The 13,431-nt window shown below is 36.6% G+C and carries 10 protein-coding genes; 3 read left to right on the plus strand and 7 right to left on the minus strand.

Features of this window, described 5'->3' with window-relative positions:
* Positions 1–5: 5 nt before the first annotated feature.
* Positions 6–3,485, minus strand: a complete 3,480-nt coding sequence (gene mfd, locus Q0794_RS02440; RefSeq protein ID WP_298939920.1) for a transcription-repair coupling factor — start codon at positions 3,483–3,485, stop codon at positions 6–8.
* Between the two features lie 92 nt (positions 3,486–3,577).
* Positions 3,578–4,135: a PilZ domain-containing protein gene (locus Q0794_RS02445; RefSeq protein ID WP_298939921.1), complete on the minus strand. Its 558-nt coding sequence runs from the start codon at positions 4,133–4,135 to the stop codon at positions 3,578–3,580.
* A 216-nt stretch (positions 4,136–4,351) separates the two neighbouring features.
* Here Q0794_RS02445 and Q0794_RS02450 point away from each other — a divergent pair, with 216 nt between their 5' ends.
* Genes Q0794_RS02450 through lolE form a run of 3 tightly spaced genes read left to right on the plus strand, consistent with a single transcriptional unit; the run spans position 4,352 to position 7,495 of the window.
* Positions 4,352–5,578 carry a lipoprotein-releasing ABC transporter permease subunit gene (locus Q0794_RS02450; RefSeq protein ID WP_298939922.1) on the plus strand — a complete coding sequence of 409 codons (1,227 nt, stop codon included), beginning with the start codon at positions 4,352–4,354 and terminating at the stop codon, positions 5,576–5,578.
* Complete coding sequence (lolD, locus tag Q0794_RS02455; RefSeq protein WP_298939923.1) at positions 5,571–6,254, plus strand: lipoprotein-releasing ABC transporter ATP-binding protein LolD; 684 nt, start codon at positions 5,571–5,573, stop codon at positions 6,252–6,254. The genes Q0794_RS02450 and lolD overlap by 8 nt, the downstream gene beginning before the upstream one ends.
* Positions 6,254–7,495 (plus strand): lipoprotein-releasing ABC transporter permease subunit LolE, encoded by a 1,242-nt coding sequence (gene lolE, locus Q0794_RS02460; protein ID WP_298939924.1) that lies wholly within the window; start codon positions 6,254–6,256, stop codon positions 7,493–7,495. The genes lolD and lolE overlap by 1 nt, the downstream gene beginning before the upstream one ends.
* 128 nt (positions 7,496–7,623) lie before the next feature.
* Here lolE and Q0794_RS02465 read toward each other — a convergent pair whose 3' ends face one another.
* The 5 genes from Q0794_RS02465 to Q0794_RS02485 form a co-directional block, all read right to left on the minus strand.
* Positions 7,624–8,226: an arylesterase gene (locus Q0794_RS02465; protein ID WP_298939925.1), complete on the minus strand. Its 603-nt coding sequence runs from the start codon at positions 8,224–8,226 to the stop codon at positions 7,624–7,626.
* 170 nt (positions 8,227–8,396) lie between these two features.
* Positions 8,397–9,053, minus strand: coding sequence for a Bax inhibitor-1/YccA family protein (locus Q0794_RS02470; protein WP_298939926.1), 657 nt, complete (start codon positions 9,051–9,053; stop codon positions 8,397–8,399).
* 259 nt (positions 9,054–9,312) lie between these two features.
* Positions 9,313–10,065 (minus strand): triose-phosphate isomerase, encoded by a 753-nt coding sequence (gene tpiA, locus Q0794_RS02475; protein ID WP_298939927.1) that lies wholly within the window; start codon positions 10,063–10,065, stop codon positions 9,313–9,315.
* Between the two features lie 172 nt (positions 10,066–10,237).
* Entirely contained in the window at positions 10,238–11,167 is a 930-nt protein-coding gene (gene ttcA, locus Q0794_RS02480) for a tRNA 2-thiocytidine(32) synthetase TtcA (protein WP_298939928.1), read from the minus strand.
* Between the two features lie 274 nt (positions 11,168–11,441).
* Entirely contained in the window at positions 11,442–13,295 is a 1,854-nt protein-coding gene (locus Q0794_RS02485; RefSeq protein ID WP_298939929.1) for a GGDEF domain-containing protein, read from the minus strand.
* Between the last annotated feature and the right edge of the window lie 136 nt (positions 13,296–13,431).

Raw genomic sequence — 13,431 nt, forward strand, 5'->3', positions numbered from 1 at the left:
TGGATTTATTTAATTAGGTGTAATTTAAAGCTATCAAGTAATTGTTTCAACCAATTTAGACGCTCTGCGCTATTTTCTAGTGCCATGGTGAATTTTAGTTTACTTGGACCGTCTAGTTTAAAGGTATTTGATTGAGTTTGCAGTAACGAAACAAGAAACATCGGATCTACTTTTGAATGTTCAGTAAACGTAACTGCACCACCTAAAGCATGTGCTTCAATGCGTGCAATGCCCAGTTTTGAACAACGTTGTTTGATGGCCGTTACCGCCACTAAGTTTTTAGTCGCGTCCGGCAATAAGCCAAATCTGTCAATTAGTTCAACTTGAATCTCATTGAGTTCATTATTGTTTTTGCTATTCGCAATACGTTTGTATAGAGAAAGGCGCATGTTCACATCTGGAATGTAATCATCTGGTATGAGGGCCGGTATACGTAACTCGACCTCTGCTTGCGTTGCTAGTAGGTGTTCTAAACTTGGTTCTTGACCATTACGTAATGCATCAACTGCTTGATTTAACATATCCATGTAAAGGTTAAAGCCGATACTAGTTATTTGGCCTGATTGTTCGTCACCCAGTAACTCACCCGCACCACGAATTTCTAGATCGTGTGTTGCTAAGGTAAATCCTGCCCCTAATGTGTCTAATGAGCCGATGGCTTGTAAGCGTTTTTTTGCATCTTTGGTCATTAATTTCGGCGTTGGCGTTAATAAATATGCATAAGCTTGATGATGTGAGCGACCCACTCGACCACGTAATTGATGCAATTGAGCAAGACCTAGATGATCGGCTCTGTTGATGATGATGGTGTTAGCCGTTGGAATATCAATACCCGTTTCAATAATGGTGGTACACACTAAAACGTTTTGACGCTGATGATAAAAGTCAGACATCACACGTTCAAGTTGTTGTTCGTTCATTTGGCCATGTGCAACAGAAATACGCGCCTGTGGTAATAGAACTTCTAAATCTGCTGCTGCTTTGGCAATCGTCTCAACATTATTATGTAAAAAGTAAACTTGTCCACCGCGCATAATTTCACGGGTGATAGCATCACTGATGGTTTGATCAGTTCTTTGTTCTACAAATGTTTTAACCGCTAAACGTTTTGCTGGCGGAGATGCAATGATAGATAAGTCACGCATGCCATTCATCGACATGTTTAATGTTCGTGGGATAGGTGTGGCCGTTAACGTTAGAATATCAATTTGAGCACGAAGGCGTTTGATTTTTTCTTTTTGACGCACACCAAAACGATGTTCTTCATCAATAATTAATAAACCTAAATCAGCAAACTTAATGCCATCACTTAATAGTTTATGTGTGCCTATTAATATATCGATTTTACCTTCAGCGGCTTCTTGTAAAATAAGCTTCTGTTCTTTTGCTGTTTTAAAACGAGACAACACTTCTATTTTAACTGGCCAGTTGGCAAATCGATCCCGAAAGTTCTCAAAATGTTGCTGTGCAAGTAGTGTCGTTGGTACGAGGAGAGCAACTTGTCGAGCATTATCTGTCGCCATAAATGCCGCACGCATTGCAACTTCTGTTTTACCAAAACCTACATCGCCACAAACAAGCCTATCCATTGGTTGTGATGAACACATATCGGAAATGACAGAATTAATAGACAATGCCTGATCATGGGTTTCTTCAAAAGGGAAGTCATCGCTAAAGGCGGCGTAATTAGTTTGATTAAATTGATATTTAAAGCCTTTTTTAGCCGCACGTTGTGCATAAATTTCAAGTAATTCAGCCGCGACATCACGTACTTTTTCAGCAGCACGTTTTTTAGCTTTAGCCCAAGTATCATTACCCAGTTTACTAATGGGTGCTGTTTCAACATCACTACCACTATAACGTCCAATAAGGTGTAAGGAGGTTACCGGGACATATAACTTATCACCTCGAAGGTATTCAAGAGTTACAAACTCATTAATGCTGCCTGATACTTCAATCGTTTGTAGCCCTAAATAACGTGCAACACCATGGTCTATATGAACAACAGGTTGACCTACTTTTAATTCAGCGAGGTTACGTACTATATGTTCAGAGCTTTCTTCGCTTTGGTTCTCTTTATTTTGACGTCGACGTTGTGTGATTTTACTACCGAGTAATTCCGTTTCAGTAATAAAAGCAAATTGACTGTCGATAATTAAGAAGCTGTTTTCAACACGGCTAATGGTAATAGACACTTTGTTTTTACTTTGATGGCATTCAGTAATGCTATCGACTGATTTGATAGATAATTTAAGAGGGCTCAATAAGGTTAATAAGGCTTCTTTACGTCCAGCTGACTCAACACTTAATAAGACTTTACCTGGAAAGCCTTCAATGAAAGCAGCAATGTTGGCCAGTGGGTTTTTATCTTTATGGTGAATCTTTATTTCTGGCAGGGTCGTTAGCGGTAAATTAGTTTTACCTGTTTTAGGCGCTGCAAAAGAATCTTGTTGTAATTGATACTTAGGAAACTCATTTAAACGTTTAAAACATTGTTCTTGTCGTAAATAAACGGCGATAGGTTGTAGTAGAGGACGTAATAAATCAACCCCTCGTTCTTCAAAGCGGTGTTCTATTGTTTTCCAAAAACTATCAATTGCACTATTAATGTCGCCAACAATACATAAGCGAGTATGTTTAGGGAAATAGTCAAATAAAGTAGCGGTTTCATTAAAAAACAGTGGTAAGTAGTATTCGATACCTGCAGGTAAGTTGGATTGCGATATTTGCTGGTAAATAGAATCAGCACTAGTCGACAATTTTGCAGTGAATTTTTCACTATAAGCGGTTTTAAAGTTGGTAATCGCTTGTTTATCCGTTGCAAATTCATGCGCAGGTAACATTTTTATTTGTTTTATCGTTGGTAATGAACGTTGCGTTTCAGTATCAAAAGGGCGGATCGAGTCGACTTCATCATCAAAGAAATCAATACGGTAAGGTGTATCACTGGCCATTGGGTAAATATCTAACAATGACCCTCTTGCACAAAACTCACCATGTTCGCGTACTTGGTCTACTGCGTAATAACCGGCTTCTTGAAGTTGCTCTCGTAGTAACTGTAATTCTAATTTTTGGCCTGTATTAACGAGTAAAGTGTGTTGTTTTAAATAGCTTGGTGGCGCTAGTCTCAATAACAATGTCGTCACAGGTACTATCAAAATGCCATCTTTCATTGATGGTAATTGATATAAGGTTTCTATACGGGTTGAGATAATATCTTGGTGAGGTGAGAAGTGATCGTAAGGCAATGTTTCCCAATCAGGGAACAATTTCACTTCAAACTTGCCTTCAGCAAAATAAAGTAACTCTTGATGCAACTTAATGGCACTAGGCGTGTCATTAACCACAACCACTAACGGCGACTTCTGTGGGTTAGCTTGAGCACATTGATTAATGACAAAGCTTTGACTACTGCCAACTAAATTAGCCAGTTGTTGTGTGTCAGTAGAAGATTTTAATGGTTGTATATCGAGTAAACTGTTCATATTATTGACTTATTTTCACTATATTTTTGCTAATTATAAATGCGTTATCTAATTTTTTGTACCTGAGTCGATGATGAATGCAGGTCCTGAATTTAAGTGTTTAATTCGCGTTGCTTTGCTCTGTTTTTTAGCTGTTGCGATTGTACATGTAGGCTCGCTCTAATTAATAATTCTCGGTCTTGCTCACGTATAAAGGTGTATGTGAAAGCGACCTCTGAGTCATTAATGTCTGACACTGTAGCATAACAATAGATAGCAGAAGATTCTTCAGGCAAAAATATTTTTAGTCTAATATTATCATCTACTTTCAATGTGTTGTTGTTTTTAATAACAAGACTGCCAGCACTAAACTTAATGGTTTGATGACGAGATTTCTGATCATCTTGTTGTGTCAGGACATAACTCAGTAACGTATTGATTTTTTGGTTTTGTGCCTGTAGATAATTCCATAATGCTTGTGTATTATCGCTGTTTAATTTTAACGGCGCTAATACGCTGGCATCTGCTTTTGCAAGATCGCTGGCCATTCTGAATGGTCCGGGGATCTCATCTTCAAAAGCGTGTTGGTTAAGTGGTAAGTCGCACTTTTCAATTGATTTTAAATTGATTGAAAGTGCATGATCTACTAAAAAATATTCATTATTATTCATATCTACAAACCAGGCTGTTATTGAATGATACAGAAACACCTTATTGTAGGAGTTTTGTCTGTCTTAGCGAATAAAGATACATTAGAATGGCCTCCATTAAAATGTAATCAACAAGTTAAGTCTAGATTTAGCGCTATTAATCTTGATTGTTGGCGGATAACGCTATTTTTATAACAATCATGCTTTATTAAGACAACTAAAAATAAAAAGGTAACTATGTTTTATCCTTTGAGTGTATTTATCGGTTTGCGATATACAAAATCTAAACGTAATAATCAATTTGTGTCGTTTGTTTCTTTATTTTCCACTGGTGGCATTATTTTAGGTGTTTTAGCCTTAATTACTGTTTTGTCTGTGATGAATGGTTTTGAAGGTGAGTTAAAACAACGCATCCTCGGTGCGATTCCTCATGCTAAGTTAACTAATGAATCCCAAACCATCAATCACTGGCAACAACGTATTGATTCAATCCCTAATGATCCTTTAGTCGTCAATATTGAGCCGATGATTAATACGGAGGCCATTTTACAAAGTAAAACGGGGTTACAAGGTGTCAAAATAGAAGGTATCTACCCCGAAAAATACGGCAGTCAAACAGTAAAAGATAATATTATTATTGGTAGTGTTGATGACTTACAAGCGAGTGAATATAAAATCATTATTGGTGATCAACTTGCCAATCAATTAGGTGTGCGTTTGGGTGATAAAGTCAGAGTGACCTCGACAAGAGGCGTTCGATATACACCACTTGGCCAAGTACCTAGTCAGCGTAACTTCACCATCGCAGGTTTCTTTAATGTCGGCTCTGATGTTGACCAATATCTTGTGTTAATGCATGCGGAAGATGCGGCTCGTTTGATTCGTATCGACACCAATCAAGTGACGGATTTACGCTTTTATTTTACTGAACCTTTTGCTGTTGAGTCTTGGGTACCGCCTACGCTTGAAAAGGGAGAAATGATTGTCGATTGGCGAAGCACACATGGCGAACTTTTTGCAGCGGTCAAAATGGAAAAAAATATGATTTGGTTATTGTTATGCCTGATCATTGCTGTCGCTGCGTTTAACATATTATCTTCTTCGGTGATGGTTGTGACAGATAAAAGTGCAGAAGTTGCCATTTTAAAAACATTAGGGATTCAAGCTTCCACCATTAATTTCATTTTTATTATCCAAGGTGCATTTAGCGGCATTATCGGCGCATTAATCGGCACTGGCTTAGGATTGTTATTAAGTACTTATATTAATGAAGTCATGACATTTCTAGGGTTACATTTATTAGCGAATGCTTCTGGTGGCGCTCGTTTATTACCCGTTGTACATGAACCAATACAAATAGTCTCAATCATGTTTGGTGCTATGTTTTTAAGTTTATTAGCTACTTTATATCCTGCTTATCGTGCAGGTAAAGTCAGCCCAGTAGAGGCATTAAGATATGAATAATTCAATTATAGTATGTAATGATTTAAGTAAAATTTATCAAGAAGGGCGTTTAGCAACACCAGTATTACAGGGTGTCAACTTATCCGTGACTCAAGGTGAGTTATTGGCGATAGTTGGAACATCTGGTTCTGGTAAAAGTACACTTCTACATTTATTAGGTGCATTGGATGCGCCTACGACCGGTAATATTGTATTCAATGGTAAAGATATACATCAATTGTCTTCAAAGCAGCAGTCAAAATGGCGTAATCAAGAATTAGGGTTCGTTTACCAATTTCATCACTTGTTATCGGAGTTTAGTGCATTAGAGAATGTTGCCATGCCATTATTGATTGCTGGTGAATCAATAAAGGCAGCACAGAAAAAAGCCACTGAATTATTAGAACGGGTTGGGTTAAGTGAGCGTATTGAACATAGACCTTCTGAGTTGTCGGGTGGTGAAAGACAACGCGTTGCGATTGCAAGAGCTTTGATTAATAAACCTTCTTTAGTGCTTGCTGATGAACCAACCGGTAATTTAGATGCTAAGAGTGCTGAATCTGTTTATCAGTTACTAAAAGAGCTCAATACGGAATTTGGTACTGCATTTATTGTTGTGACACACGATCAACAGTTAGCGAATAAGCTCGATAGACAGTTATATATGAGTAACGGCATTTTAAAGGACACACAATAATGTTTAGGCCTTTATCGTTATTTGTTGGTTTACGTTATAGCAAAGCCAAACATAAAAATAAGTTTGTTTCTTTTATTTCAATGGCTTCTATTTTTGGTATTGTGCTGGGAGTGGCGGTGTTAATCGTTGGCCTGTCAACCATGAACGGTTTTGAAAATGCGTTAAGGGATAAGTTATTATCGGTGATCCCGCATGCGGAGTTAGAAGTTGTCAAAGGTGATTTTGAGGATGAAACTAATATCCTTAAACAAGTCAGAACTCACCCTGGTGTAACGGGAGCGAGCCCTTATATTGTGATGAATGCTTTGTTACAAAACAATATTAAGATGAAAGCCTTACAAATGAGGGCGATCACGCCAGAAACTGAAACCCAAGTGACCTCGGTTGAAAAGTATATTAAACAAGGTGGTTGGGAATTATTATCTACCACCGATAGCAGTATTATTTTAGGTGAACCTGTTGCTAAGGAGCTTGGTTTAGCTGTTGGAGAGCACGTTACCCTATTGTTGCCTCAAACGGGCAGTGATAAGTTAAGAGCGCCACGTAAATTTATGTTTACATTAACTGGCACGTTTAAAATGGGTGGTCAAGTTGATAGTACTTTAGGCTTTATTCATATTAATAAAGCGAAAGAAATGCTTAACCTTAAGCATGCAACGGGTATTGCCTTTAAGGTCGATGATGTATTACAAGCACAGGTATTGTCGAGAGAAGTGGCTTATAGCATTCCTGTTTATATGTATATAAAGAGTTGGATCACTAGTCAAGGCTACCTTTATCAAGATATTCAAATGGTTAAATCACTGATGTACGTTATTTTATTGTTAGTCGTTGCCGTTGCTTGTTTCAATATCGTATCGACTTTAGTCATGGCTGTGAATGAAAAGCGTGGGGATATAGCTATCTTAAAAACAATGGGGGCTGATAAATGGTCTTTACGCGCTATCTTTATTGTTCAAGGTGCTTTTAATGGTTTAGTGGGATGTATTTTCGGCGCTTTACTTGGTGTGTATTTAGCTATTAACTTAAGCAGCATCTTTAGTGCATTTGAAGAGCTGTTAGGGCGTAAATTACTTTCTGGTGATATCTATTTCATTGATTACTTACCGTCACAATTAGATTATAAACAAGTATTTATTATTGCTGGTGTCGCCTTTGTGATGAGTATTGTTGCAACAATCTATCCTGCTTGGACAGCCAGTAATATTGAGCCAGCGAAAGAGTTAGGCTATAGCCATTAATTCACGACTTTATAAATAAAAAATCTATATATAAGTAACTAAAAAAGGATAGAATGCGTTCGATATTTCTATCCTTTTTTATGTGTCACTTTCAAGTAGCTTACTAACTTAAGTTGATTTTTTCTCACTTATTTTAATGCGCCATGTTCTTCTAATAACTCGTAAACCGCTTCTGCTATTAAACGGTAACCTTGGGCATTGGGATGTATTGCATCACTGTGTAATGAAGGTTTTTTTAATACGTCTTTTATAATGTTATTTTCTAATGGAATCTTATATTGCTCTGCAAGTTCTTGGTATTGTTTAATATCAGGTAAGAATAGAGATGCCTCCGGTACTGAAATAAGCACGACTTGTATGTCTCTGCTTTGCGCCATTTCAATCATATGAGCTAGGTTTTCTTTCATGCTCTCTAGGCTTTGCTTTTTAAGCACATCATTACCGCCATGACATAGCACTAATAATTGCGGTTGATGTTCATCTAATAAAGCGTTTAGTCGTTCTAGTCCTTGTTTGCTTCTTTCTCCACTGACCCCGGCATTAATGACTTTCATGCCTAATAACTGACTAAGTTGTACTGGATAACTTTGTGCTGTAGCGGCTCCGTATCCATAAGTTAAGCTATCGCCAAAAGCTAAAATAGGTTGTTGGTTGTTAAGAGGAGTAAGCGTCTCTGAATTACCACAAGCTGTCAGTAAAAGAGTGAAGGCGATCGAAAGCAATTTTTTCATTAATGAGTATCTCGTCATAGTTGTTCAATTAAACTTTTGTATACATCAAGTAGGCTCATTAGTTGTAATGAAAGTACTGAGCAAGGTAACAATAAATTATGGGCAAAAAAAAGCGTACTTAACAGTACGCTATTTTATTAATCAGCTTTGATAAAACTTAACGCTAATGATTAATCGTCTAAAATACCAAGAATACTTAGTAAGTGAACGAAAATATTGAAGATATTTAGGTATAAAGAAACCGTTGCACGAATGTAATTTGTTTCACCACCGTTAATGATACGACTTGTATCAACTAAAATTAAACCAGACATAATCATAACAACAACACTACTGATGACTAATTGCAGTAATGGAATTTGTAAGAAGATGTTTGCAATGATAGCAACAATAACTGCAATCATACCTGCCATTAAAAAGCCGCTCATGAATGAGAAGTCTTTACGTGTTGTTAATACATATGCAGATAAAGCAAAGAAGATAATGGCTGTTGTACCTAATGCTTGCATTATTAGTGCAGGGCCATTTGCCATTGTTAAATAGTGGTTTAGCATATTACCAAGTGATGCACCCATCACGCCTGTAAACATGAATACCCAGAATAACCCTTTACTAGAGTCTGCTGTTTTTGAAACAACAAATAAAAGGCCAAAACCAACTAGCATTAAACCTAATGATGCCATTGGACCAATGCCAACCATTGTCGCTATCGTTGCAGTAACTGCACTAAACGCTAATGTCATACCTAATAGCATATATGTATTTTTTAATACTTTGTTAATTGAAACGCCAACACCTTGGGCGTTAGTGTTAATTGAAGAATTCATAATGTACTCCAGTTGATGAATTATAATTATTAACATCATAACATCAGATTTTAGCTTGTGCAGTGTTTTTGTTTTAGATCATAAAATAGTGGGAATTTTTATTGCAGGTTGTGATATTGGCTTGTTTTAGAAAGCGTTATAAAGAAGCTAAAGCTTAATCGTAAGAGACGTTCGTAATCAATAACAGTATAAAGAATTATTTACAGGGTCTAAAAAGGCACTTAAAGTGCCTTTTATCATTTCAGTTTATTGAAAGAGCTTATTTAGCGCCTTCGATAATACCTACAAATTCTTCAATCATTAGTGCTGCACCACCTACTAAACCACCGTCGATGTCTGCTTGAGCAAATAGCTCTTTTGCACTGTTTGCTTTAACGCTACCGCCGTAAAGGATTTGCACTTTTTCTGCAACGACTTCACTTTGTGCTTTTAACCAATTACGGATATGTGCATGCACTTCTTGTGCTTGCTCAGATGTTGCAACTTTACCTGTTCCGATTGCCCAAACTGGTTCATAAGCAATAACTGCATTTTCAAGTGCAGCAATACCAGCAACTTCAACAACTGCTTTAAGTTGTGTTTCAACTACTGCAAATGTTTTATCAGTTTCACGCTCTTCTAGCGTTTCACCAATACAAAGAACAGGTACTAGACCATTTTCTTGAATAGCAACGAATTTAGCAGCAACAACTGCATCAGTTTCGTTATGGTATTGACGACGCTCAGAGTGACCTACTAAACTGTATTTAGCGCCAAACTCTTTAACCATTACTGGTGAAGTTTCACCCGTAAATGCACCAGCAACATTTGTGCTTACATCTTGTGCACCAAATTCAATGCTGCTGTTTGTAGTTAGGTTCGCAACTTGTTCAATGAAAATTGCTGGCGGACATACTGCTACTTCAACATTAGTCGCAGCGTCTGCAGCACTTTCAATGCCTTTGATTAGCGTAGAAACTGATTCTTTTGTACCGTTTAGTTTCCAGTTACCCATTACAAGAGGTGTTCTCATGTTTGACTCCATTGTTATATTAAAATTGAATGCTTTTCTGATATTTGTGTAATTATAAATTACTTCACTTACCATTACTTGATCTATCCGAGTAAATTATCTGTTATCTCCTCTAAATACAAGCAAGCGTTGACTGAAAGTCTTATTTTTATTGTGTTCAATCAATAATGTATTAATTTATTTCGGTAAATAGCACTGCTGGCTGTTGTTTATAAAAATCATTGTTTAAATCTTCGTCAATGACGGCTGGTTGAGCAAAAGATTCTTTATCGAATGCGATATCGCCACCATCAATAATACCCGAGTCTTTAGTGATAGATTTAAAGTCGTATAAACTCGTATCTGCTAAATGTGAAGGTACTACATTTTGTATTGCAGTAAACATGGTTTCTAATCGCCCTGGGTATTTAACATCCCATTCATTTAACATGTCTTTGGTTAATTGACGTTGCAAGTTAGGCTGAGAGCCACATAGGTTACAAGGAATGATAGGGAACTGTTGTAATTTAGCAAAGGCTTCAATGTCTTTTTCTTTACAGTAGGCAAGCGGACGGATAACCACATGTTCACCATTATCCGAAACCAATTTTGCCGGCATTGATTTCATTTTACCTGCAAAAAACAAGTTCAACATCATTGTCGCCAGCATGTCGTCGCGATGATGACCTAATGCGATTTTTGTTGCACCTAATTCTTTTGCAGTTTTATATAAAATACCACGACGTAAACGAGAACAAAGGCTACAAGTTGTCTTTCCTGGCTCTAATTTCTCTTTCACAATGCTGTACGTGTCTTGCTCTACTATTTTGTAATCGACGCCTAATTGATCAAGGTATTCAGGTAATACGTGTTCAGGGAAACCAGGTTGTTTTTGGTCGAGATTAACGGCAATAATATCAAACTTGATTGGCGCTACTTTTTTTAATTGGCTTAAGATTTCTAATAAAGTATAGCTATCTTTTCCTCCTGATAAACAAACCATGATTTTATCGCCATCTTCGATCATATTGTAATCGGCAATCGCTTGGCCTGTTTGTCTACGCAACACTTTGTTTAATTTTTTAAGATCGAATAATTCTTTTTCTGAAAGTTGTTGCGTCATGGTAAGCCTTGTTTAGAGAGAGTAAAAACAACGCGCATTGTATAAAAAGAGGGGAGTGAATGTAAAGAGCTGGCGAATAGCAATCAGGATAAATAAGGCATCTATTTGATTGGTGAAAATAACGTATTTGTATGTTGTAAATTTAATCAAGGAAAGTAAGTGATTAGATTAATTAATGCTTATCATTAACTTACTTTCATCCTATTAATTTTTAGACTGTCGATGGTTTGAAATCAGTCCCTAAAGCCCTAAAACTCAACCGAAACGCATCACTTTACAAATCAGTTGGGCGGGCAATCAAGAAACCCTGTACTCCATCAATATACATGCTTTCAAGTATCTGCCTTTGCTCTGGGGTTTCAATCCCTTCAGCGATGACTTGACACTCCATGCGCTGTGCTACGTCAATGATCATGCGAATGAATTGTTGATTTGAACTATCATGTTCAAGATCAGCAACTAAGCTTGCATCAATTTTAATGTAGTCTGGCTTTAACTCTTTAAATAAACTAAACGAGCCGATACCTTTACCAAAATTACAAATGACTGAGTGACTACCTACTCTTTTTAACATATCAAAAAAGCGTTTGCTAGAAGCTAAATTGCTATCTAATAATCGTTCCTGTATTTCAAAAAACAACGAACTGGCAATATCAGGTTCTCTTAGTAACAAACGTTCTAACCAAATAATAAAACTACTATTTTGTATCGCTGTAGAACTAACATTAATTCCCCAACGTGTATTAGGTTTGGCTTTACGGTGGTAATTAGATATCACTTTTTCAAGAATTATTTTCTCAAGTTTAATAATGGTATCAGTTCTTTGTGCCATAGAGAAAACAGTACTTGTTGGAATCGTATTATCATTATCACCTAGGAATCGAGTGAATATTTCTTGATAGCCTTTCATATTGCGATGTACCGCTTGAACGGGTTGCTGTAGAAAAGAAAATGAACGTTTTTCCATTATGTCTATAATCACTGCACGCCAATATTTTTCGCCTAGCTCGAACTCTTGGTTAATACTTTTACTATCTTCAAATGCCCACGCATTTGAGCCGCTAATTTGTGCTTTCGCTAGCGCGATATCTGCACGGGCTAATACTTGCTCTGGTAACTGATTAGATGAGATAGAAGTGACACCGTTAAAAGCAACACTTTCCAATTCATTAATCGATTGATATTGGTCGAATCTTATTTTTAATTCATTACTGAATTTTTGGGCATTAGTGATACTCATGTTATGCGCTATGACGGCAAAATCTGAACCGCTAATTCTGAATACATTTACATTTTTAAATTTAGCGGCAACGTCACGAATAATATTCGCGATACTGAGTATATATTCATCGCCTTGTTGCGAACCACGCGTAATATTAACCGCTGATAATTCAAATATTCTTATGATAGATAATATTGCATGTTGTTGTTGATATTCATCAGATAAAAATTGTGTCAATTCTTTACGGAATGCATGGCGATTATTTAGACCGGTTAAATTATCCAACGTTGCTTGGCTGGTCAATTTAATGATTTTTTCTTCTTTTAGTTGAAGCTGTATTTCAAATAAATGTCTTTTGTCCTCAATGTGTTTTGAAACGGTCTTAAGCGGTGATTTTTTAGCTTTACTATTGATTATTTCACCCACTATCATGCGTTCAATATAGTTAAACAGTCTAAAGTAGATAATATTATTGAATAAGAAAGTGAGTAATAAGCCGCCCAGCATTAAATAAATAATGTTTTCATATAACTGATAAAGGTCGTTATTTGCTGCTGAGTATTCAATGACTTGATTCGTTGTTGTTGATACTTCTAACGATTCAGCAATCGGTAATAATTTAGGTATGAAAGAGTTGACGCCTGACTCATGATCTAAGGTAAGAGGCGAAGGCAATTGATCATTGCTTATCTTGATATAACTAAACTTATCAATATCTATCACTTCAGTAAGTTGATTTAATGATGTGATATCAGGTAAAGCAGATAACTGCTCACTACCACTTAATAATTGCTGTTGGTGTATTAGGTTTGCATTAAACATGGCTTTGGTAGCAATAGTTAATGCAACGGCTAGAATAATAAAAAATAGGCTAGAGGCCCAAAGGCTGTGTTTGAAGTTGTTCAAGTAGGGTGCCTCTTGGTGTGATTAGACTCTGGAAAGTGGCTGCTTAATTTTACTACATTACACTATTTACATTAATTATTTGATTTTATTGCTCACCATTAAACATCTATTTTTTAGTAAGGCTTACAATTAGTTA

Source organism: uncultured Psychromonas sp., assembly GCF_947489755.1.
Classification (GTDB): Bacteria; Pseudomonadota; Gammaproteobacteria; order Enterobacterales; family Psychromonadaceae; genus Psychromonas.

What these genes read in the sequence shown, in the direction of transcription:
- mfd (WP_298939920.1), bottom strand. Translation starts at nt 3,485, where the DNA reads ATGAACAGTTTACTCGATATACAACCATTAAAATCTTCTACTGACACA.
- Q0794_RS02445 (WP_298939921.1), bottom strand. Translation starts at nt 4,135, where the DNA reads ATGAATAATAATGAATATTTTTTAGTAGATCATGCACTTTCAATCAAT.
- Q0794_RS02450 (WP_298939922.1), top strand. Translation starts at nt 4,352, where the DNA reads ATGTTTTATCCTTTGAGTGTATTTATCGGTTTGCGATATACAAAATCT.
- lolD (WP_298939923.1), top strand. Translation starts at nt 5,571, where the DNA reads ATGAATAATTCAATTATAGTATGTAATGATTTAAGTAAAATTTATCAA.
- lolE (WP_298939924.1), top strand. Translation starts at nt 6,254, where the DNA reads ATGTTTAGGCCTTTATCGTTATTTGTTGGTTTACGTTATAGCAAAGCC.
- Q0794_RS02465 (WP_298939925.1), bottom strand. Translation starts at nt 8,226, where the DNA reads ATGAAAAAATTGCTTTCGATCGCCTTCACTCTTTTACTGACAGCTTGT.
- Q0794_RS02470 (WP_298939926.1), bottom strand. Translation starts at nt 9,053, where the DNA reads ATGAATTCTTCAATTAACACTAACGCCCAAGGTGTTGGCGTTTCAATT.
- tpiA (WP_298939927.1), bottom strand. Translation starts at nt 10,065, where the DNA reads ATGAGAACACCTCTTGTAATGGGTAACTGGAAACTAAACGGTACAAAA.
- ttcA (WP_298939928.1), bottom strand. Translation starts at nt 11,167, where the DNA reads ATGACGCAACAACTTTCAGAAAAAGAATTATTCGATCTTAAAAAATTA.